This is a genomic window from Streptomyces canus (genome assembly GCF_030815415.1).
Taxonomy (GTDB): domain Bacteria; phylum Actinomycetota; class Actinomycetes; order Streptomycetales; family Streptomycetaceae; genus Streptomyces; species Streptomyces canus_F.
The window spans coordinates 269,397-290,070 of record NZ_JAUSWW010000001.1 but is presented as its reverse complement, the minus strand read 5'-3'; the positions used below and the strand labels follow the sequence as shown (position 1 = coordinate 290,070).

The 20,674-nt window shown below is 68.7% G+C and carries 18 protein-coding genes and 2 pseudogenes; 18 read left to right on the top strand and 2 right to left on the bottom strand.

The annotated features are described in order from the left end of the window. The first annotated feature begins 371 nt into the window (after window positions 1-371). The 16 genes and pseudogenes from QF037_RS01335 (at window position 372) to QF037_RS01260 (ending at window position 17,674) form a co-directional block, all read left to right on the top strand. Window positions 372-1,736, top strand: a complete 1,365-nt coding sequence (locus QF037_RS01335; protein WP_307020974.1) for an ABC transporter substrate-binding protein — start codon at window positions 372-374, stop codon at window positions 1,734-1,736. Continuing rightward, on the top strand, window positions 1,733-2,647 hold the full coding sequence (locus QF037_RS01330) for a carbohydrate ABC transporter permease (protein ID WP_307020972.1): 915 nt from the start codon (window positions 1,733-1,735) through the stop codon (window positions 2,645-2,647). The genes QF037_RS01335 and QF037_RS01330 overlap by 4 nt, the downstream gene beginning before the upstream one ends. 55 nt (window positions 2,648-2,702) lie before the next feature. Beyond that, entirely contained in the window at window positions 2,703-3,614 is a 912-nt protein-coding gene (locus QF037_RS01325; RefSeq protein WP_307020969.1) for a carbohydrate ABC transporter permease, read from the top strand. 106 nt (window positions 3,615-3,720) lie between these two features. Next, window positions 3,721-5,736 carry a hypothetical protein gene (locus QF037_RS01320; protein ID WP_307020967.1) on the top strand — a complete coding sequence of 672 codons (2,016 nt, stop codon included), beginning with the start codon at window positions 3,721-3,723 and terminating at the stop codon, window positions 5,734-5,736. Further along, on the top strand, window positions 5,733-6,080 hold the full coding sequence (locus QF037_RS01315; protein ID WP_307020965.1) for an L-rhamnose mutarotase: 348 nt from the start codon (window positions 5,733-5,735) through the stop codon (window positions 6,078-6,080). The genes QF037_RS01320 and QF037_RS01315 overlap by 4 nt, the downstream gene beginning before the upstream one ends. A gap of 38 nt (window positions 6,081-6,118) precedes the next feature. Then, the gene (locus QF037_RS01310; RefSeq protein ID WP_307020963.1) at window positions 6,119-7,003 is read left to right on the top strand and encodes an amidohydrolase family protein; all 885 of its coding nucleotides are present in this window, start codon (window positions 6,119-6,121) and stop codon (window positions 7,001-7,003) included. A gap of 216 nt (window positions 7,004-7,219) precedes the next feature. After that, window positions 7,220-10,423 carry an RICIN domain-containing protein gene (locus QF037_RS01305; protein ID WP_307020961.1) on the top strand — a complete coding sequence of 1,068 codons (3,204 nt, stop codon included), beginning with the start codon at window positions 7,220-7,222 and terminating at the stop codon, window positions 10,421-10,423. Window positions 10,424-10,471: 48 nt separating this feature from the next. Continuing rightward, entirely contained in the window at window positions 10,472-10,855 is a 384-nt protein-coding gene (locus QF037_RS01300; protein ID WP_307036924.1) for an L-rhamnose mutarotase, read from the top strand. Window positions 10,856-10,917: 62 nt separating this feature from the next. Then, complete coding sequence (locus tag QF037_RS01295; protein ID WP_307020959.1) at window positions 10,918-11,769, top strand: fumarylacetoacetate hydrolase family protein; 852 nt, start codon at window positions 10,918-10,920, stop codon at window positions 11,767-11,769. Between the two features lie 29 nt (window positions 11,770-11,798). Beyond that, entirely contained in the window at window positions 11,799-12,557 is a 759-nt protein-coding gene (locus QF037_RS01290; protein WP_307020957.1) for an SDR family NAD(P)-dependent oxidoreductase, read from the top strand. Next, window positions 12,554-13,588 carry an aldo/keto reductase gene (locus tag QF037_RS01285; RefSeq protein WP_307020955.1) on the top strand — a complete coding sequence of 345 codons (1,035 nt, stop codon included), beginning with the start codon at window positions 12,554-12,556 and terminating at the stop codon, window positions 13,586-13,588. Before QF037_RS01290 ends, QF037_RS01285 begins: the two co-directional genes overlap by 4 nt. Before the next feature lie 44 nt (window positions 13,589-13,632). Next, a pseudogene (locus tag QF037_RS01280) lies at window positions 13,633-14,049 on the top strand (amidohydrolase family protein); the annotation flags it as partial. Further along, window positions 14,040-14,780: a (Fe-S)-binding protein gene (locus QF037_RS01275; protein ID WP_307020953.1), complete on the top strand. Its 741-nt coding sequence runs from the start codon at window positions 14,040-14,042 to the stop codon at window positions 14,778-14,780. The pseudogene QF037_RS01280 and the gene QF037_RS01275, both read left to right, overlap by 10 nt. Next, window positions 14,777-16,261 (top strand): LutB/LldF family L-lactate oxidation iron-sulfur protein, encoded by a 1,485-nt coding sequence (locus tag QF037_RS01270; protein WP_307020951.1) that lies wholly within the window; start codon window positions 14,777-14,779, stop codon window positions 16,259-16,261. Before QF037_RS01275 ends, QF037_RS01270 begins: the two co-directional genes overlap by 4 nt. Then, the gene (locus QF037_RS01265; RefSeq protein WP_307020949.1) at window positions 16,258-16,689 is read left to right on the top strand and encodes a hypothetical protein; all 432 of its coding nucleotides are present in this window, start codon (window positions 16,258-16,260) and stop codon (window positions 16,687-16,689) included. Before QF037_RS01270 ends, QF037_RS01265 begins: the two co-directional genes overlap by 4 nt. A gap of 53 nt (window positions 16,690-16,742) precedes the next feature. Beyond that, window positions 16,743-17,674: pseudogene (locus QF037_RS01260) on the top strand (IS5 family transposase). A gap of 15 nt (window positions 17,675-17,689) precedes the next feature. Here the strand turns inward: QF037_RS01260 and QF037_RS01255 are convergent. Both QF037_RS01255 and QF037_RS01250 read right to left on the bottom strand, forming a co-directional pair. Continuing rightward, entirely contained in the window at window positions 17,690-18,226 is a 537-nt protein-coding gene (locus tag QF037_RS01255) for an NUDIX hydrolase (protein WP_307020947.1), read from the bottom strand. Window positions 18,227-18,270: 44 nt separating this feature from the next. After that, a complete protein-coding gene (locus QF037_RS01250; RefSeq protein ID WP_307020945.1) occupies window positions 18,271-19,608 on the bottom strand; it encodes a transcriptional regulator in 1,338 nt (445 codons plus the stop codon). A gap of 129 nt (window positions 19,609-19,737) precedes the next feature. Between QF037_RS01250 and QF037_RS01245 the strand changes: the two genes are divergently transcribed. Then, window positions 19,738-20,304 (top strand): hypothetical protein, encoded by a 567-nt coding sequence (locus QF037_RS01245; RefSeq protein ID WP_307020943.1) that lies wholly within the window; start codon window positions 19,738-19,740, stop codon window positions 20,302-20,304. Next, entirely contained in the window at window positions 20,301-20,471 is a 171-nt protein-coding gene (locus QF037_RS01240; RefSeq protein ID WP_307020941.1) for a hypothetical protein, read from the top strand. The genes QF037_RS01245 and QF037_RS01240 overlap by 4 nt, the downstream gene beginning before the upstream one ends. Window positions 20,472-20,674 lie beyond the last annotated feature (203 nt).

Below are 20,674 nucleotides of genomic sequence, written 5' to 3'. Positions count from 1 at the left end.
TCCTGCCTCCCGGGTGACTGCGGCTCACGCGACTGATCGCTGTGGAGCCGACAGCATCGTAGCTTAGGTGACTTATAAGTCGTACTCATTTCGACCAAGATCTATGACGTGCACTCTGGGTACTGCGGCGTACAAATGCCTTTTATCAGTCATGAGCGGGCACGACCACTAGGCCATCGCCCTCAATCCCGTCAAAAGAACGCAGTACGCACTCTTGACGAACCCCTTGATAAGGCGGCTAATTTCTTCCACGTCGGCAGCAGCAGCCGCCTTCAGTGCCCGACACCCGCCCGGGACGGCCCGGTGTCGGCCATCCATGCGCCACCCCCCCCGACCCGGTCGGGGCGCCCACAAACCCAGTGGAGTCACTCATGACCGTCAACAAGCCTTCGTCCAGCCCGAAGAGAGCGCTCAGCAAGAAGCGTGCGGTGTTGCTGGCCGGCTGCGCAGCCACGGTGTTGCTGACCGTGACGGCCTGTGGCGGCGGCAGCACCGCCGGTACGACCACCAAGGACGGCTTCGCCCAGGCGCCGCAGAAGGACGGCGCGTTGACCGTCTGGGTGGACGCGACCCGCATGGAGGCCGCGAAGCTGTACCAGCAGCAGCATCCGGACGTGAAGCTGGACCTCGTCAGCTACGACGGCGACGCCAACGGCTCGAACTACCTCCAGACCAAGGTCCAGCTGTTCAACCGCACCGGCAAGGGCTGGCCGGACGTCGTCTTCAGCTCCCAGAACAACGAGGCCTCCTGGGCGGTCGACGCGGGCTTCGCCGCTCCGCTCAACAAGGGTTTGATCTCCGAGTCGACCCTGGGACAGTTCGCGAAGGGCGCCAACGACGTCTGCACGGTGGGCGGCACCGTCTACTGCCTGCGCAACGACCTCTCCCAGGCGGTGCTCTGGTACAACGCTCCGCTGTTGAAGAAGTTCGGTTACACGGTGCCGACGACCTGGGAGGAATATCAGAAGATCGGCGAGAAGGTGGCCAAGGAGCACCCGGGTTATCTCGTGGGCGACGCCGGCGACTCCTTCACCCCCGAGATCTATCTGTGGGCGAGCAAGTGCGGCGCCAACCACATCACCGGGCCCAAGTCCGTCTCGGTGAACACCACCAGTGAGGCCTGCACCAAGATGGCCAAGCTGCTGGACGTGCTGATCAAGAACAAGTCCATGTCCATCAGCGGCGTCTTCAGCACCGATTTCGGCAAGAACCAGGCCGACAAGGTCCTGCTCATGCCCGGCCCCGCCTGGTACGGCGGCGCGGTCTTCAAGGACACCCTCAAGGTCCCCGCCCAGCAGATCGCGGCGGCTCCCATCCCGCAGTGGCAGGGAGACAACGCGCCGTCCACCGGCAACGTCGGCGGCGGCACCTGGCTGCTGTCCCAACACTCCACCCACCTCAAGGCGGCCACCGACTTCCTGAAGTGGGTCACCACCGACAACGCCTACCAGGGCGAGAAGGCGCCCGGCTTCCCGGCCTACGCGCCCGCGGCCGAGGCCTGGCTGAAGGGGCAGGCCGCCGCCGGCTACTTCGCCAGCGACCTGAGCGCACTCTCGGCCGCCTCGTCCCAGGTCTGGCCGGAGTGGGGTTCGGGCCAGTTCAGCCAGGAGGCGATCTGGGCGGCCACCGTCAAGCCCGGCATCACCCAGGGCAAGTCCATTGCCTCGATGCTGCCCGCCTGGCAGGACTCCATCACCAAGTACGCCAAGTCCAACGGATACAAGGTCTCCCAGTGACCGTGACTCACCCCTCGGCCGGTTCTGCCAGGCGGCGCCCCCGCGGCACCGCCCGGCAGAGCCGGGCCGGCATCGCCTTCGTCGCCGCCTACGTGCTCCTCCTCATCGCGTTCGGCATCCTGCCGACCGGATACGCCGTCTACTTCGCCTTCACCGACGCCGGGGGCACGTTCACCGGCTTCAGCAACTTCGTCACCACGGCGCAGGACTTCCGCTTCATGGACGCCGTGGGCCATGTCGCGCTGTACCTCCTGTTCTGGCTGGTCTCACTCGTGGTGTTCGTGGTGAGTCTGGCGCTGCTGCTGCACCGTCTCGCCTCGGGCACCGTCAGCAAGTCCCTGCGCTTCCTCTTCTACATCCCAGGAGCGCTCGCCGGCGCCGCGAGTGTGCTGGTGTGGCTGTTCATGCTCGACCCGACGGTGAGCCCGGTCGGTTCGCTGCTGGGCATGCTGGGGTTCCACACCTTCGGCGAGGTGATCGCGCCCGGCAACCTGCCCCTGCTGTTCACGGTCATCGCGTTCTGGACCGGCGCGGGCGGCTGGATCGTCGTCATCTACGGCGCGCTCAACAACATCCCCAGGGACGTCATGGAAGCCGCGCGCATCGACGGCGCGGGCGCCTGGCAGACCGCCTGGTGCGTGCAGATCCCGATGCTCCGCAAGTGGATCGTGTACATGGTGATCCTGGCCTTCGCGGGCGGCGCCCAGCTCTTCGTGGAGCCCCAGCTGCTGTCCCTCGCCAGTGTGGGTGTGGCCGGACGCGACTACTCGCTGAACCAGCTGACGTACGACTTCGCCTTCCAGATGAACAACATCAACGGCGCCGCGGCGGTCTCGGTGGAGCTCCTGGTGGTCAGTGTGTCGGCCGCCGCCGTCTTCGTCGCACGGTCGGGGTTCTTCGATGCCGACTAGGACTTCTGCCGGCCCAGCCGCCGCCATACCACGCACTGAAGGGGAACCAAGCGCCATGAGCCGAGCGCACCACCAGGCCCCTGGGCGGCGGCGCCCACGCACCCCGCGTCGCCTCGTGCCCCGCCTGCTGACCGGCTCCATACTGCTCGTCTTCCTGGTGTTCTTCGTGCTGCCGGTGCTGTGGCTCGTCCTCGCGGCGACCAAGACCGACCAGCAACTCGTCCATGGCAACCCGCTGTCCTTCGGCTCCTGGCACGCCTTCAAGGCCAACTGGGACGGCCTCACCGCGTTCCAGGACAACGCCGTCCTGCAATGGCTGGGCAACTCCACGTTGTACGCGGTGATCTCGCTGGTCATCACCCTCTGCGTGGCCGTACCGGCGGGGTACGCCCTGGCCATGACCGAGTTCCGCGGCCGGCACACTCTGCTCGTCTCGACGCTGGTCGTGATGCTCATGCCGACCGCCACACTGGTGGTGCCGTTGTTCCTGGAGATCAACGCGGTGCACCTGATCGGCACGATGTGGTCGATCATCCTGCCGTACTCGTTCTACCCGTTCGGCGTGTATTTGACGTACATCTACTTCACCACCGCCGTACCGAAGGACCTGCTGGCAGCGGCACGGATGGACGGCTGCTCGGAGCTCGGCGTCTTCCGGCACATCGCGCTGCCACTGGCGACCCCGGTCATCGCGCTCGTGGGCTTCTTCAGCTTCGTCGCCAATTGGACCAACTACTTCCTGCCCTACGTGATGCTCCCCGAGAGCGACCAGATGCCGATCCAGGTGGGCGTCGGAAGCCTGCTCAGCAACGTGCCCTCCTTCAACCCCGCGGTCGGCACCCTCGCCATCGAGCGCCCGCAGCTGGCGCTGGCCACGCTGCTGGCCATCACACCGGTGCTGATCGTCTTCCTCTTCGCCCAGCGCTTCCTGGTCAGTGGGATGCTCGCCGGCGCCACCAAGGAGTAGGCCCCGGCCGCCAGTGGCTCCACCCATGAAGCCCGAGTCGGCGTCGTCCGCCCGGCCGTCGTCCCCGGCGCGCGCACCCCCGCCACCCCGAACGGAGATCCATCCCATGCACTTCAGCTCTTCCGGTCTCACGTCCGGTGAGAACGCCCCGGCCTCCGGGCAGCCGGCCCAGCCACCCGCGATCGAGGCGAGGGTTCCGCTGCTCGAACCACCCGGCTGGGCCGTGGCCCAGCGGTCCCTGTTCGACCTCCTCGACCACGCCTGGCGCCGTTTTGCCCGAGACTTCACCGGTCCGGACGGACGCCTGAACTACTCCGGCCCGCTGACCACCCGTGACGGTGTGGACGACTTCTACGAGGTGTTCTTCAACTGGCCCCAGCTGTATCTCCTCGGCGGCGCCGACGACCTGCTGCCCGCCAGTGAGAAGCACTGGGAGGGCGTGACCCGGCAGCTCACCGAACTGAACATGTTGCGCGACGAGTACGAACGCGGATACGACTGGTTCCACCAGGGCGAGAGCCTGCTGCTGCTCTACTTCCTGTGCATGGCCGCCCCCGACCGCTGGTCGGAACGCGCCCTGCGCTTTGCCGAGTTGTACGTCGACCCGGCCGAGGGCAACTACGACCCCGCCCACCGTGTCATCGCCCGCCCGCACAACGGCAGCGACCCCGACCGCACAGGCCTGTTCGACGGTGACGTCTATCCCTGGCTGCTGAAGGAAGCGGAGACGTACGGCTTCCCGCTCGACTGGATCCCCGAGGCCGACACCGGCCCCCACCCGCTCTCCGCGGATCCCCGTCTCGGCGCGCAGATGCGGGACCGGATGGGCGTCGGCGACACCGCGGTCAACCTCGCTGCGGCCGGACTGGTCCTCAACGCCTGGATCCTGTCCGGCGAGGAGCGCTACCGCGACTGGATCGTCGAGTACGTCGGCGCGTGGCGCGAGCGCACCGAGGCGAACGGCGGTCTCGTCCCGGACAACGCCGGCCCGGACGGGGTCGTCGGCAGCCTGCTGGAAGGCCGCTGGTACGGCGGCCACTACGGCTGGTCCTGGCCGCACGGCTGGCACAGCGTGGGCCACGCGGCCTGTGTGGCGGCGCTGGCGGCGGCCACGGTCACCGGGGACGACGGCTACCTCTCCATGGTCGCGACCTCCCTCGACACGCTCATCGGCCACAGCAAGGTGATGCCCCACACCGAGGCCGACTCCAGCCTCCCCTCCAAGTGGGTGGCTGAGCTCGGCCCCGACACCCACACACCCACTCCGCACCTGCCCTTCCGCCACAACGACTCGGGCTGGTTCGACTACAACCCGGCCACCCCGCCCGTGCCGGTGGCCCTGTGGCACCACACCGCCTCCGACGCCGACCGCGCCCGCCTGGAGCGGCTGCGTGAAGCCGACGGCATCGACTGGCGCACCGTCCGGCCGTTCCGCGCCAAGGAGGAGTCCGGGCACGAGAAGGCGTGGTTCGCCTTCCTCGCCGGCGACGACCCCGGCTACCCCGAACGGATCCTCGCCACCGCCCAGGCCCAGATCCGCCACCGCCTGCGGCGCATCGAGCGCTACCGCGACCTGGACGTTCCCGAGGCCGACATCCACGTGTGGCAGCAGTCCAACCCCGTCGTCACCGAAGCCCTCGTCCAGCTGACCTGGGGCGGACCCCAGGTCCTCTACAACGGCGGCCTGCAACAGGCCCGGCTGCGCTACCACGACGCCGAGGCCCGCCGCGCCGGCCTGCCCCCGGACGTGGCCGCACTCGTCACCTCCATCGACCCCGAGGCCACCACCGTCGAACTCATCAACCTCGCCCCGGGGGCCGAGCGCACGGTGATCGTCCAGGCCGGCGCCTTCGCCGAGCACACCATCACCACCGCCCGCTACACCACCTGCGCGGACGACGGCTGGATCGGGGACATGTACGACTACGGCCACACCGAGCCCGTCGTCACCGAGGCGGAGCAGGTCTGCGGCGGCGCTTTCCTGACGGTACGACTGCCCGCGGCCACCCGTATCCGGCTCACCCTGTGCCTCCGGCTGCGCTCCCGCACCCCCAGCTACCGCACCCCGTTCGACACCCCGGCCGACCGGCCCTCCCCGGGCACGGAGGAGACCACCGCATGAAACGCATCGCCCAGACCATCAGGCTCCGCCCCGAGCACCGCGAGGAGTACCTCGAACTCCACTCGGCCGTCTGGCCCGGCGTGGAAGCCGCCCTGCACCGGGCACAGATCCGCAACCACAGCATCTTCCTCCACGGCGATGCGCTGTTCGCCTACTTCGAGTACCACGGCGACGACTTCGAGGCCGACATGGCCGTCCTCGAAGCCGACCCCGAAACCCAGGAATGGTGGAAACTCACCGACCCCTGCCAGGAGCCCTGGCCCGACCGGGGCGACTCCCGCCAGTGGACGGAACTGACCGAGATCTGGCACCTCGACCCGCCCGGCGAAGACGTCGCCGTCTGACGCGGCCCGCGCCAGACCGACCCGACTTGGAACCTGCCATGATCCCCGCCCCCGCCCCCGTCCTCATCGACGCGCACCACCATCTGTGGGACCTCGAACGGCGTCCGCAGCCCTGGCTCGACGACCCCGGCCTTGAGTCGATCCGCCGTACCTTCACCTCCGGCGACCTGCGCTCCACCGCGACCCGTCCCATCGCGGGCCGTCACCTGCACAGCACGGTGGCCGTGCAGTGCATGCCGGACGTACCCGAGACCGAGGACCTGCTCGCCCTCGCGGAACAGGAGCCGCTGATCGAGGCGGTGGTCGGCTGGGCAGACCTGACGTCGCCGGCGATCGGCGAGACGCTGGACCGACTGCTCGCCGGACCGGGCGGCACGTATCTGCGCTCCCTGCGCCACCTCGTCCAGGGCGAGACGGACCCGGGCTGGCTGCAACGCCCCGATGTCGAGCGAGGGCTGGCGGTGGCCAGGGACCGCGGACTCTCCTACGACGTACTGGTCCGAAGCCACCAGCTCGACCAGGCGATCAACCTGGCCGAACGCTTCCCCGACCTGCCCCAGGTACTCAACCACGCGGGCAAACCGGACATCGCGCGGCGCGAACTGGCGAACTGGCGACGTCAGGTGCAACGGCTGGCCGCACACCAGCAGGTGGTCTGCAAGCTGTCGGGACTGATCACCGAGGCCGACCACGACAACTGGACCACCGCCGACATCCGCCCCGTCTGGGACATCCTGCTCACCGCCTTCGGCCCCGACCGGCTGATGTTCGGCTCCGACTGGCCGGTCGCCAACCTCGCCGGCGGCTGGAACCGCTGGGCCACCACCGTGGACGAACTGCTCGCCGACTGTGCCGAGAACGAGATCCACGCGCTCCTCGCCGGCACCGCGACCGCCTTCTACCACCTTCCCGCCCGCAGCTGACCGTCGGCACTCGTGCTGAAGGAACTCTGGAGAACACGATGAACACTCGCCGCTCGTTACATCGCTGCCCGCAGCCTGGACAGGCCCGACGCGCTCTGGCGACACCCTGCGCGCGGTGCCCTCAGCCGGAGTCAACGACCGGACCTCCGCCGCCTGATCACCCGAAACCGGCTTCCGACGCTCCTGGGCCCTCGGGACGCTCAAGGGCCGGGGCCGGTGAAGATCCGCTTCAACCGCACTGACAACACCCCGGAGCCGCCGCATGAACGCTTTCCCGACCGTCCCGAACAGCAGGAGGGGCAGACGATGAAGCCCGTCACCTCCACCATCCGCAAGGTGTCAGCAGTGCTTGCGATGGCTCTCCCCGCGGTGCTGCTGACATCCCTCACGACGTCGGCCCCGGCCTCGGCCGCGACCCAGGCGACCTACTACGTCGCCCCCGGCGGCAACGACTCCAACGCCGGGACGATCACCGCGCCGTTCAAGACCCTGCAGCACGCACGGGACGTCGTGCGCACGGTCAACAGCAACATGACCGGAGACATCAACGTCTTTCTCCGCGGCGGCAACTACCCGGTGAGCAGCACCATCAACTTCACGTCGGCCGACTCCGGAACGAACGGCCACCATGTCGTGTACGCCGCCTACCAGAACGAGAAGCCGGTGCTGAACGGAGGCGTTCAGGTGACCGGTTGGACACAGCACAGCGGGAACATCTGGAAGGCCCCGCTGAACCGCGACAACAAGCTCCGCGCGCTCTACGTCAACAACAAGCGCGCCCAGATGGCCTCGAAGACGATCGCCTCGGCCGGATGCTACGGGACCTACACCGTCACGGCCGGCCAGGCTCCCTGGGCCTGGGAGTCGGGTTCGGAGTGCGACGGAGCCAAGTACAGCCTCTCCGATCTGCCCGCCGTCGCCGCCAACCAGGACGACGTCGAAATCAAGTATGCGACGACCTGGACCACATCCATCGTGGGAGTCCGCCAGATCACCACGAGCTCGGACGGCGCCAATCGCGTGGCCCTGTTCCAGGAGCCGGGTGCGGCCATTGCCCAGGGACCGCCGAACGGCAACTTCGCCGCCGCCGGCGGCACCCCCACCTTCATGAACGCGTACGAGTTCCTGGACCAGCCCGGCGAGTTCTACTTCGACAAGACGAACCACACGCTGTACTACTACAAGTCCAGCTCCGAGGACATGGCGTCGGTGGAGGCCTTCGCGCCGAACAACGTGTCCACCCTCATCAAGATCGCCGGCACGTCCACGACCGACCACGCGCGGAACATCACGTTCTCCGGGCTCACCGTCGAACACTCCGACTGGAACCTGACAAATGTAGCGGGCTCCGTCTTCCGGCAGGGCCAGCAGGGCAACGCCATCGCGACCGTGTACGCGCAGAAGAACTTCCACGCGTACACCTACCGCAACGTCGACCTGCCGCCGGGGATCATCCAGATCGAGAACGCCGACGGGATCAGCCTCCAGCGCAACACGGTGCAGCACACCGGCGCCGACGGAATCACCCTGGCCAACGACGTGACGGACTCGCAGTTGACCGGCAACATCACGAATGACATAGCCGGATCCGCCATCACCGTGGGACACCCCCAGCACGTGTACATCGGGGACTACACCTCGACCAACCACGAGAAGTACCCGGTGAACGTCGAGGGACTCTGCAAGAACATCTCGATCAAGAACAACTACCTCTACGACAGCGCGGTGCTGTTCCAGGGGTCCAGCCCCGTGTCGGCGTACTTCACCGATTCCCTGTCCGTGCAGCACAACCGGATCGAGAAGTCCCCGTGGGCGGGTATCACCCTCGGCTGGGGATGGTGGAACTTCGACGGTTCGTCGAACTCGATCCGACCGAATGTGCCGACCACCACGGCGAAGAACAACACCATCAGCTACAACCAGATCGTCGACACGATGCAGGTCCTCGGCGACTCCGCTCCCATCTACGATCTGGGCAGTCAGCCGGGAACCGAGATCAGCAACAACTACATCCAGGGCGTTCCGGCCGGCCACAAGTACGCACTCCACCCCGATGAAGGCTCCGCCTACATCAACTTCCACGACAACGTGCTCGACATCGACCCGAATGTCGCCTTCGCCATCAACTCCGGCACGTGGGGCAAGCAGCACGACCTGAGCATCACCAACACCTACGGCACCGTCAACAAGATCAACAACAAGGACGTCCCGAACAGCACCATCGAGGACGTGCGCGCGTATGCGGACAACGTGTGGCCGTCCCAGGCGTACGCCATCGCCGTGAACTCCGGTCTGGAGGACGCCTACAAGGACCTCGTCCCCCGGAGCAACCTGAGCCAGCAGGACTACGCCCTGCCCGCGAGCACGTTCACCGGCAAGGGCGTGTCGTCCATCCCCCTCCGCAGTATCGGTGACGCGACCAGGACTCTCTGGCTGGCTCCCTCCGGTACGACGACGTTCGCCGTCGGCCCCACCATGACGAAGGCGGCCGGAACCGCGGCGACCATCGGTGTCCCGCCGACGGCCGGTGACTACCGCCTCTACGTCGTGGACGCCCAGGGGAGTGCATCCGCCGCGTCGAAGTCGATCGTGCGGCAGCGATGGAACTACGTCGACGACAAGAGCTCCGGCATTACCTACAGCTCCCCTTGGTCGACCTGGAACGACGCTCTAGACTTCAGCGGGTCCGAGAGTTTCACGAGCGGGGTGGGCAACTACGCCCAGTACTCGTTCACCGGCTCGAGCGTGCGGTATCTCGGCATGAAGCAACCGAACATGGGCAAGGTCGACGTCTACATCGACGGAGCCCTGGCGCAGTCGGGTATCGACGCCTATGCCTCGACGGTGGCGAAGCAGGTGGTGCTGTTCGAGAAGACGGATCTCGCCGCCGGCCCGCACACGATCAAGGTCGTGTGCACAGGAACAAAGAACGCGTCCTCGTCCAGCACCGTCTGTGCACTGGACGCCTTCGCGGGCATCTCCTTCCCCGCCACCAACGCGTTCTACAAGCTCCTGGGCAAGAACAGCGGCATGGCGATCGACATCGGAGGTGGATCCGGCTCCGACGGAGCGAGCGCCATCCAGAGGAACGACAGCGGCGCCCAGAGTCAGCACTGGCGGTTCGTTGCGGTGGGTGACGGCAGTTTCAAGATCATCAACCAGAACAGCGGCAAACTGCTGGATGTCTACCAAGCGTCCATCGCGGACGGTGCGACCGTCATCCAGTGGACCGACAAAAGCGGTGCGAACCAGCACTGGACACTGGTCGCCGCCGGGAACGGCTACTACAAGATCAAGAACGTGAACAGCGGCAAGCTGCTCACGGTGTCCGGCGCGTCGACGACAGCAGGCGCTCAGCTTGTGCAGACGACGGACACGAACGCCGACAGCCAGCTGTGGCAGGCGGTGAACGTGGACTGATTCCCTCCGCCCCACGGGCCGCACACCCGCTCAGCCACCTCGGTTGCGCTGCTGCGGGGGCGGATCGAGGGAGGCGAAGGACCTGAGGGACGGTGCCGGCGAAACGCCGGCACCGTCCGCCTGCGGCCCGAGCATCGTGAGCTGTATCTGCGTCGGCATTGCGCGATCTGGCCGGGCCTCGAGGCCGCGCTGAGGGCCGCGAACATCCGCAACTACAGCATCTCTCTGCGCGAGGACACGCTGTTCGGCTACTTCGAGTACCACGGCGACGACTTCGAGGCCGACATGGCCGCGATCGGCACCGGCACGGTCACCCAGGCCTGGTGGAAGCCCACCGGCCCATGCCAGGAGCCCTGGGCCGATACCGGCACCGGGGGCAACTGGTCGGATCTGACCGAGATCTGGCATCTGAGTGAGTCCGGCACACCGTGACGGTCATTCCCCCGTCACTCGCCCGAGCCATCTGACCACCACCCGTGGCAAGGAAAAGCCCAGTGAAACTTCTACGAGTCGGCGCGCCCGGCGAGGAGCGTCCCGCAGTCCGCACCGAGCAAGACCGGCTGCTCGATCTGTCCTCCATAACCTCCGACATCGACGGCGCCTTCCTCGCCTCTGGCGGTGTCGACCGCGCCCGGGCGGCCGCCGCGGCGGGAACTCTGCCCGAACTGGACCCGGACGGTCTGCGGATCGGAGCACCCGTCGCCCGCCCCGGCAAGATCGTCTGCGTCGGTCTGAACTACCGCGACCACGCCGCCGAGACGGGCGCGGCGATCCCTCCGCGCCCGGTGGTGTTCATGAAGGACCCGGGCACGGTGGTCGGGCCGTACGACGAGGTGCTGATCCCGCGCGGCTCGGTGAAGACCGACTGGGAGGTCGAGCTGGCGGTCGTCATCGGACGGCGGGCCCGCTACCTCGACGGGCCGGAAGCCGCGCGGGCCGTGATCGCGGGGTACGCGATCAGCCATGACGTATCGGAGCGCGAGTTCCAGCTGGAGTACTCCCCGCAGTGGGACCTGGGCAAGTCCTGCGAGACCTTCAACCCGCTCGGGCCGTGGCTGGTGACCGCCGACGAGGTCGGCGATCCGCAGAACCTCGGACTGCACCTGAGCGTCAACGGCGTGAAACGACAGGACGGTCACACCAGCGACATGATCTTCCCGGTCGGCCACATCGTGTCGTACCTGAGTCAGTACATGGTCCTGGAACCGGGCGACGTGATCAACACCGGTACTCCCGCGGGCGTGGCCCTCGGCCTCCCCGGCACCCCCTACCTCCGCCCCGGCGACACCGTCGAGCTCTCCATCGACGGCCTCGGCGCCCAGCGCCAGACCTTCGGCCAAGCGTGAAAGGCGCCCCTTTGAACAGCTTGAACAGCTTGAGCGGCCTGTCAGGGCTCAAGGCCGTCGTCACCGGTGGCGCGTCCGGTATCGGGCTGGCCACATCCCGGATGTTGGCCGAGCACGGCGCCACGGTGGCCGTCATCGACCTCGACCCCTCCGGCGCCCCCGAGCCGCTGCTCGCCCTCAAGGCCGACCTCGCCGACGACGCCTCCGTACGTGCCGCCGTGGACGCCGCTGCCGGACAACTCGGTGGCCTGGACATCCTGGTCAACAACGCGGGCATCGGCGCCGTCGGTACCGTCGAGGACAACCCGGACGAGGAGTGGCACCGCGTCCTCGACGTCAACGTCCTCGGAACGGTGCGCACCACCCGGGCCGCCCTGCCGTATCTGCGGCGCTCGTCGCACGCGGCGGTCGTCAACATATGCTCCATCGCGGCCACCGCGGGCCTGCCCCAGCGCGCCCTGTACTCCGCGAGCAAGGGTGCGGTGCTGTCGCTGACCCTGGCGATGGCCGCCGACCACGTCCGTGAGGGCATCCGCGTCAACTGCGTCAACCCCGGCACCGCCGACACCCCCTGGGTGACCCGGCTCCTGGACGCCGCCGACGACCCGGAGGCGGAACGCGCCGCCCTCGACGCACGCCAGCCCCTGGGCCGCCTGGTCACCGCGGACGAGGTGGCGGCGGCCGTGGTCTACCTGGCGAGCCCCGCCGCGGCCTCCGTCACCGGCATCGCCCTCGCCGTCGACGGTGGCATGCAGGGACTCCGGCTGCGCCCGGCGGCCGGCGCATGAGAACGACCACACTGGGCGGCACCGGTGTCAGGGTCACCGAGCTGTCGTTCGGGACCGCCGGCATCGGCAACCTCTTCCGCCCCGTCACCGACGAGGCCGCGTACGCCGCGGTGGAGGCGGCCTGGGACGCGGGCGTACGCACCTTCGACACCGCCCCGCACTACGGACTCGGGCTGTCCGAGCGACGCCTGGGCGCCGCGCTGCGCGGACGCGACCGCGACACCTACACCGTCTCCACCAAGGTCGGACGACTGCTCGAACCCCACGCTGAAGGCGGCCGCGGCGACGACCTCGCCCACGGCTTCGCCGTGCCCGACACCCACCGCCGAGTCTGGGACTTCAGCTCCGACGGAGTCCTGCGCTCCCTGGAAGCGAGCCTGAACCGCCTCGGCCTGGACCATGTGGACATCGCCCTGCTGCACGACCCGGACCACCACGCCGAGCAGGCCCTCATCGAGGCATACCCAGCACTGGAACGGCTGCGCGGCGAAGGCGTCCTCAAGGCGATCGGCATCGGAGTGAACCAGTGCGCACTCCCCGCCCGCTTCCTGCGCGAGACCGACATCGACGTCGTGCTGCTCGCCGGCCGCTACACCCTGCTGGAGCAGGAGGGGCTCGCGGAGGTACTGCCCGAGGCCGCCGCCCGCGGCAGAAGCGTCATCGTCGGCGGGGTCTTCAACTCAGGTCTGCTCACCGACCCGAAACCCGGCGCCACATACGACTACACACCCACCCCACCACAGGTGCTCGACCGGGCCCTGCGCATGAAGGCGGTCACCGAACGCCACGGCGTACCGCTGCGCGCAGCCGCTCTGCGCTTCCCGCTCGGCCATCAGGCGGTCGCGAGCGTACTGTCCGGCGCGCGTTCCGCCGAGGAGGTCCGCGACACAGTGGACCAGCTGGAGCGAACGATGCCGGCCGCGGTCTGGGACGCACTGCGCGCCGAAGGACTGCTGCGCCCGCACGCCCCCGTCCCTGCTGGCATGCCGGTCGAAGAAACCGGTCGACTGAAAGGGGAGCCGTGGGGGTGACCGCCATGAAGGGGAACACCGGTGAGGGCGTCATCGACGCACACCGACTGCTTCCCGGCCTCACCTTCGTACTCGACCACGCGGGCAAGCCCCCCGTCGCCTCGGGCGAGCTGCGGCCATGGGCGGACGCGGTTGGCCTGCTGGCCTCGCTGCCCAACACCGTCTGCAAGCTCTCCGGCATGGTGACCGAGGCCGACCGGGACCGGTGGAGCGTCGAGGACCTCCGGCCGTATGCGGACACGGTGCTGGACGCTTTCGGTCCGCGGCGGCTGATGTTCGGCTCCGACTGGCCCGTCTGCCGGCTGGCCGCCACCTACGCCGAAGTCATCTCCAGCGCAAGGGAGTTGATGGCCGCGCTTCATCCCGCCGAACGCCGCGGGGTCTTCACCAAGACCGCCCTGCGGACCTACGGCCTGACTTTCACCGGCTCACCGGCCGCTCAGGAAGCACCATGCGCATAGCTCTCTTCATCACCTGTTTCAACGACATGATGTTCCCCCGCACCGGCCGCGCGGTGACCGAACTGCTGGAACGGCTCGGCCACACCGTGGAGTTCCCGCAGGGCCAGACCTGCTGCGGCCAAATGCACTTCAACACCGGCTACCGCCCCGAGACCCTGCCCATGGTGCGCCGATTCGCGGAGGTCTTCGACGGCTACGACGCCGTGGTCACCCCTTCCGGGTCCTGCGCGGGCATGGTGCGCGACCATCACCGGGTGGTAGCCGCCCAGTTGGGGGACTCCGCGCTCACCGAGGCGGTCGAGCGGGTGGTGCCGACGGTGTACGAGCTGTCGGAACTCCTCGTCGACGTCCTCGGCGTCACGGACGTCGGCGCCCACTTCCCGCACCGGGTCACCTATCACCCGACCTGTCACTCGCTGCGCATGCTGCGTGTCGGCGACCGGCCGCTCAGGCTGCTGCGCGCGGTGAAGGGCATCGACCTGGTCGAGCTGCCCGACGCGGAGTCCTGCTGCGGCTTCGGCGGCACCTTCGCGCTGAAGAACGCGGACGTGTCCAACGCGATGCTGGCCGACAAGATGCGCCATGTCCTGGACACCGGCGCCGAGTACCTGTGCGCGGGCGACAACTCCTGCCTGACGCATATCGGCGGCGGCCTGTCCCGGCTGCGTACCGGCGTCGGCACGATGCACCTGGCCGAGATCCTGGCCTCCACGGAAAGGAACGTACGGTGAGCGGCGCCGACAACGTCGTGTGGCTGGGCACCCCGCCCTTCCCCGAGGCGGCGCGCGCCGCGCTCGCCGACACACGGCTGCGCGTGAACCTGCGCCGGGCCACCGGCACCATCCGGGACCGGCGGCTGGCGGTCACCGCCGAGCTCGACGACTGGGAGGGCCTGCGGGAGACGGCGGCGGCCGTCAAGCGCCGCACCCTGCGTCACCTCGACCGCCATCTCCTGCGGGTGGAGGAGACGGTGACCGCCGCCGGCGGCACGGTCCACTGGGCGGCGGACGCGGCCGAGGCGAACCGCATCGTCACGCGGCTGGTGCAGGCGACCGGCGAGAGCGAGATCGTCAAGGTCAAGTCGATGGCGACCCAGGAGATCGGTCTCAACGAGGCGCTCGCCGAAGCGGGCATCCGCGCGTACGAGACCGATCTCGCCGAACTGATCGTGCAGCTGGGCGGTGACCGGCCCTCGCACATCCTGGTACCGGCTATCCACCGGGGCCGCTCCGAGATCCGCGAGATCTTCCGGCGGGAGATGGGGAAGTGGGGCCGTCCGGCCCCCGAGGGACTCACCGACGACCCGCGGGACCTGGCCGAAGCGGCCCGGCTCCATCTGCGGGAGAAGTTCCTGCGCGCCAAGGTCGCCGTCTCCGGCGCCAACTTCGCCGCCGCCGACACCGGAACGGTGGTGGTTGTGGAGTCGGAGGGCAACGGGCGGATGTGCCTGACCCTGCCGGAGACACTGATCACCGTCATGGGCATCGAGAAGGTCCTGCCCTCCTTCTCCGACCTGGACGTCTTCCTCCAGCTGCTGCCCCGCTCGTCCACGGGCGAGCGGATGAACCCGTACACCTCGTTGTGGACGGGCGTCACCGAGGGCGACGGGCCGCAGGACTTCCATCTGGTCCTCCTCGACAACGGCCGCAGCGCGACCCTGGCCGACGAGGTGGGCCGCCAGGCGCTGTCCTGCATCCGCTGTTCGGCCTGTCTGAACGTGTGCCCGGTGTACGAGCGCACCGGCGGCCACGCCTACGGCTCGGTGTACCCCGGTCCGATCGGCGCCGTGCTCACCCCACAGCTCGTCGGCGTGGAGAACGCGGCCTCGCTGCCCTTCGCCTCCACCCTGTGCGGCGCGTGCTACGACGCCTGCCCGGTAAAGATCGACATTCCCGAGGTGCTCGTCCATCTGCGGGCCAAGGCCGTGGAGGCCAAGCGCCGGGACCGGCTGCTGCCCACCCCCGAGGCGCTCGCCATGAAGGCCGCAGGCGCGGTGCTGTCCTCCCCGAGGCGGCTGGCGGCGGTCCAGCGACTCGCCGCCCTCGGCGCCCGGCCGATGACCCGCGACGGTCGGATCGGAGCCCTGCCCGGCCCGCTCGCCCGCTGGTCCGGCACCCGTGACACCCCCGCACCGGCCCGCGAGTCCCTGCGCGCCTGGTGGCGACGGACGAGAGAAGAAGACCGTACGACGATGGAAGGGAAGGGCCGATGACCGGCCGCGACACCGTACTGGGCGACATCCGGAGCGCGCTGGCCGACGTATCGGGTGCCGAAACCCCCGACAGCGACCCCGTCCCGCACGAACCGCGCTCCCAGCAGGCGGGGCTGGACGTCGTCGAGCTGTTCATCGAACGCGCCGCCGACTACCGCGCCACCGTAGTCCGCGTTCCGCCGTCCGATGCCGCCGCCGTAGGCCGCGCGCTGACGCGCACCGGAGCGAGGTCCCTTGTCGTGCCCCCGGGTTTCCCTGAAGACCTGGTACCCGAAGGACCCTGGTCCCGGTTGGATGACGTTCCACCGCTCACGGTCCGACAGCTCGACACGGCGGACGCCGTGCTCACCACTGTCGCCGCAGCCATGCCGGTGGAGGGTGTGCACGGCCCGCGAACGCTCGACATCGTCATGATCGCGGACGACTAGGAGCTGTCCGCCCGATCTTGTGACTAGGTCCTGCTCGGGTCGTTGATGTGGGCATGGGGCGGGGTGATCTGAGTGATGCCGAGTGGGAACGGTTGCGGCCGTTCCTGCCGGTCAGCAACAGGCGTTGCGGCAGGTGGCGGGATCATCGGCAGGTGATCGACGGGATTCTGCACCGGGTTCGGACCGGTGTTCACTGGCGTGACCTGCCCGAACGGTTCGGGCCGTCGAAGACCGTCTACGAACGCCACCGGCTGTGGTCGGGCGACGGGACGTGGGAGCGTCTGCTCCAGCAGGTCCAGGCCGCTGCCGACGAAGCGGGTGAGATCGACTGGGACATCTCGGTCGACTCCACGATCGTGCGGGCGCATCAGCACGCGGCCGGAGCCCGCACCGACGCGTCGCCGGCCCCCACATCAAAGGGGGACGAAGTCCCAGAACACCAGGCCGAGGCACCGTGGCAGAGTCTCGTCGCCCGCCTGGTGGAGGTGGTGCTGGAGGTGAGGGCCTGGGCCGCTCGCGCGGCGGGTTCACTACCAAGCTCCACCTGAGCGCAGACGGACGATGCCGCCCTCTGTCCTTGATCGTCACACCAGGTCAGAGGGCCGACTGCACCCAGTTCCAGCCCCTGCTGGAGAAGATTCGCGTCCCCAAACTCGGGCCGGGCAGGCCCCGCAAGAAGCCCGACAGCGTCGCGGCGGACAAGGCCTAGAGCAACGGGCCGTGCCGCCAGTACCTGCGGAAACGGGGCATCCGGCACACGATCCCGGAGAAGTCCGACAGCCAGGCCGCCCGCCTGCGCAAGGGCTCACGCGGCGGACGGCCACCGGGATTCGACGAAGAACGGTACAAGAAGCGCAACACCGTTGAGCGGGCCATCAACCGCTTGAAGCAGCACCGGGCGGTGGCCACCCGCTACGACAAGCGCGGCTACGTCTACCTCGGCACGGCCACGGCCGCCGCCCTCGTCATCTGGCTCCGCACATGATCGGCCGGACAGCTCCTAGCCGAGTCGGAGGTGGCGCAGCATCAGGAGTGCAGCGACCGCGTTCGCCGACCGGACCTCGCCGCGCGCGATCAGCTCGGGGATCTTTTCCAGCGGCACCCACTCGCGGCGTGCAGATTCGATCGCGTCGACCGGCACGTCCCGTACCTGCTCGGCCTGGTCCGACCAGTACACGCGATGGTGACTCGTTGAGATCCCCGGCATGGGATCGACGGCGAGCAGGAGTTGCATCGGGCCCGGACGCCACCCGGTCTCCTCCTCGAACTCTCTCGCGGCCGCGACCGCGGGATCCTCACCCTCGCCGGTGCCACCCGAGGGGAGTTCCCACCCCCAGGCGTCGGTGATGAACCGGTGCCGCCACAGCAGGAGTACCTCGTTCGCCTCGTTCACCACCGTGGCGACGGCTACCGGGCGCAGCCGGATGACGGTGTGGTCCAGGTGCCGGCCGTCGGGCAGTGCCACATCCGCCATCGCGACCGTGACCCACCGGTTCTCGTACACGGTGCGCTCGCTCAGGTTCTGCCACACGGACACGATCTAGCCTCTCGTCGGGTACGCCATCCATCCCAGCACACCGGCTACAGCGGGATGCGCAGCGCGTCGTCAATGCGGTCGACGACGTCGGTAACCGCAGTGCTCCGTGTGGCGGACAGGGACCTGCGTACCCCGGCAAGCCGGTCGTACAGCCGCTGTGACTCCATGCCCTGCGCGGTGTCCAGCATCCGCACCGCTGTGCCGGCCGCCTGGTCGACTTCGCCGGCGCGTAGTTCGCAGTCGGCCAGGGTCGCGAGACGGTGGACCTTGCCGCGGGCGTGGGTGTGTGTCGCGACGGCCTCGGCGGCGTACTGCTGCGCTGGCCCGGTATCGCCGAGCCGCATGAGGGTGTCGGCGAGGGCGTTCTCCAGCAGGCCAGGCTGTACGTAGCCGGTCTCGGCCGGCTCTTCATCGGGCCGGATCTGCCCGGAGGCTGTCTCGGCGGCGGAGATGGCCCGGCGCGCCCCGGCGTGGTCTCCCATGCGGGCGAATGCCTTGGCCTGCATGGCGTGCAGGTCGCTGGCGAGGGCGGGGCTGATCGCTGCTCCTGCGGTGCGCAGGCCGGCTTCAGCGAAAGCGACGGCCTGGCGGTACTCGCCCATGAAGAGCGAGTGGTTGACCAGGAGCGCTATCACGTATCCGCCGAACGTGCGGTCGCCGCTGGCTTTTGCGAGCCGGAGGGCCTGGTGGTAGTAGCGCTGTGCGAGGCCCTGTGCGTTCGAGTCGTACGCACAGATTCCAGCGACTGCGACCAGTCCGCCGACTGCACGGTGCAGCTCGCGTCCGGTCTGGTCGGAGTAGCTGCCCCGCATGAGCGGTGCCGTGTCCTCCGCCAGGAATCGCAGCACGCGGGATCGTGTCGCGACGCCGCCGATCTTTCGGTACATCTGCTCATAGTGGCTCCGCGCGGTCCGCAGCTGATCGACGTCGGGGAGGCCCACCCGGATCGTGCCGCGGCTGCTGACGTCGGTGTCGTCCGGCGGGTTCTCCCACTCCCACACGGGCCCCACGGCGGGCAGACCGGTGATGACGGGTGCCTTCTGGAGGTCCTCGCGCTGCTGGTGATCGCCCCGCCAGAGGGCAGTGGCCTTTCCGATGAACCCGTCTAGCGGCGTACCGGCGGGCTGGGGCGTGGACGGGGCGCCCATGCCGATGTCGTCGAGACTGAGGCGCCGGCCGAGCCGGGCGCCGAGGACGTCGGCGATGATCTCCGGGGTGCGGCCGCGGGGGCGTTGGCCCCGGAGCCAGCGGATGACGGAGCTGTGGTCGTAGCGCATCTGTGTCCCTTGTGCTGCTGCCGCGCGGTTGATCCGCGTGGCGAGTCCCACGCGGGACATTCCGGCCTCGTACATGAGGGCGTCCAGCTGTGTGTTCGGCTCCATCGGTGCCCCCGATTCACTCAGTGTGTGGAGGGTACCGACAGTCGGTTCACACAGTGTGTGAAGCTGCCAACGCGGCTCATGCCCCGTACACACTCCCGCACTGCTGGTCAGGGCGGCGAGCATCGCCACATGGACAACTCGCACAGCGCACTTGACCGGGCCCAGCCGCCAGCGGAGACACGGCCCGGCGTGCTCGTGCGCCCTCGTGCCGAACGAGGAGTCGAGACCGAACGCTGGCTGTTGTCCGGCCTTGCCGGCGCGGGCCGGGACCGGGCTCGTATGGAGTGGCAGGAGCTGACGGTAACGCTGCTGCCACTCGGAAGGCATTTTGCCGTGGTCCGCATCCCCGGTGCCATGGTCCGTGCTGCGGCCGCAAGCCACGACCGGCCCACCGTGAACGTTCGCCTCGCCGAATGCCTGCGGGGCCCGGTCATCCACGACCCCGGCTTCGACCGGTACTACGCCTTGGTGCTGCCCGGCAGCGGGCAGGTGCGGACAGCCCCCGGCATGGGGTACCTGGGTGACGGCGCCTACCTCGGCGTACCGCGCACCGACCACACCGAGTTGGACCAGGAGTCGCTGGCCTCGTACTGGGCGGTGCCGATCACCAGACCGCACGGCTTGTGCAGCCTGGCCGCCGTGTGTGAGTTCGCGCTCCTGGGTCACGTCACTGCCGACGGCGACGATCTGCCATGACCAGGCCCGCTGCCGAGGCCCCGGCGCTGTCGGCGGAATGCACGCTCGCGCAGCGGGACGGATACGAGTATCTGCACGAGACCTGCCGCCAGAGCGAGGACATCCCGCTCCCCACAGGTAACGGGGTGCTGATCCAGCGCCGTTGCGGCTGCACCTGCCACCCCTGATTCGACAGGTCCGGTACATGAACTCCCGCCCCGGGTCCCCCAGCCCTGGACAGGTCGAGCGCCCGGGACGGGTGCGCAAGGAAGGTCAAGCCATCGACCGACTCTGATCAGAAGTCGGCCCTATTCAGAAGGGAGGGACCCATGCGGCGCACCCTTGCAACGGTCGGGAGCGCGACGGTCATGACCTGGCCGCCCGTGCCTCA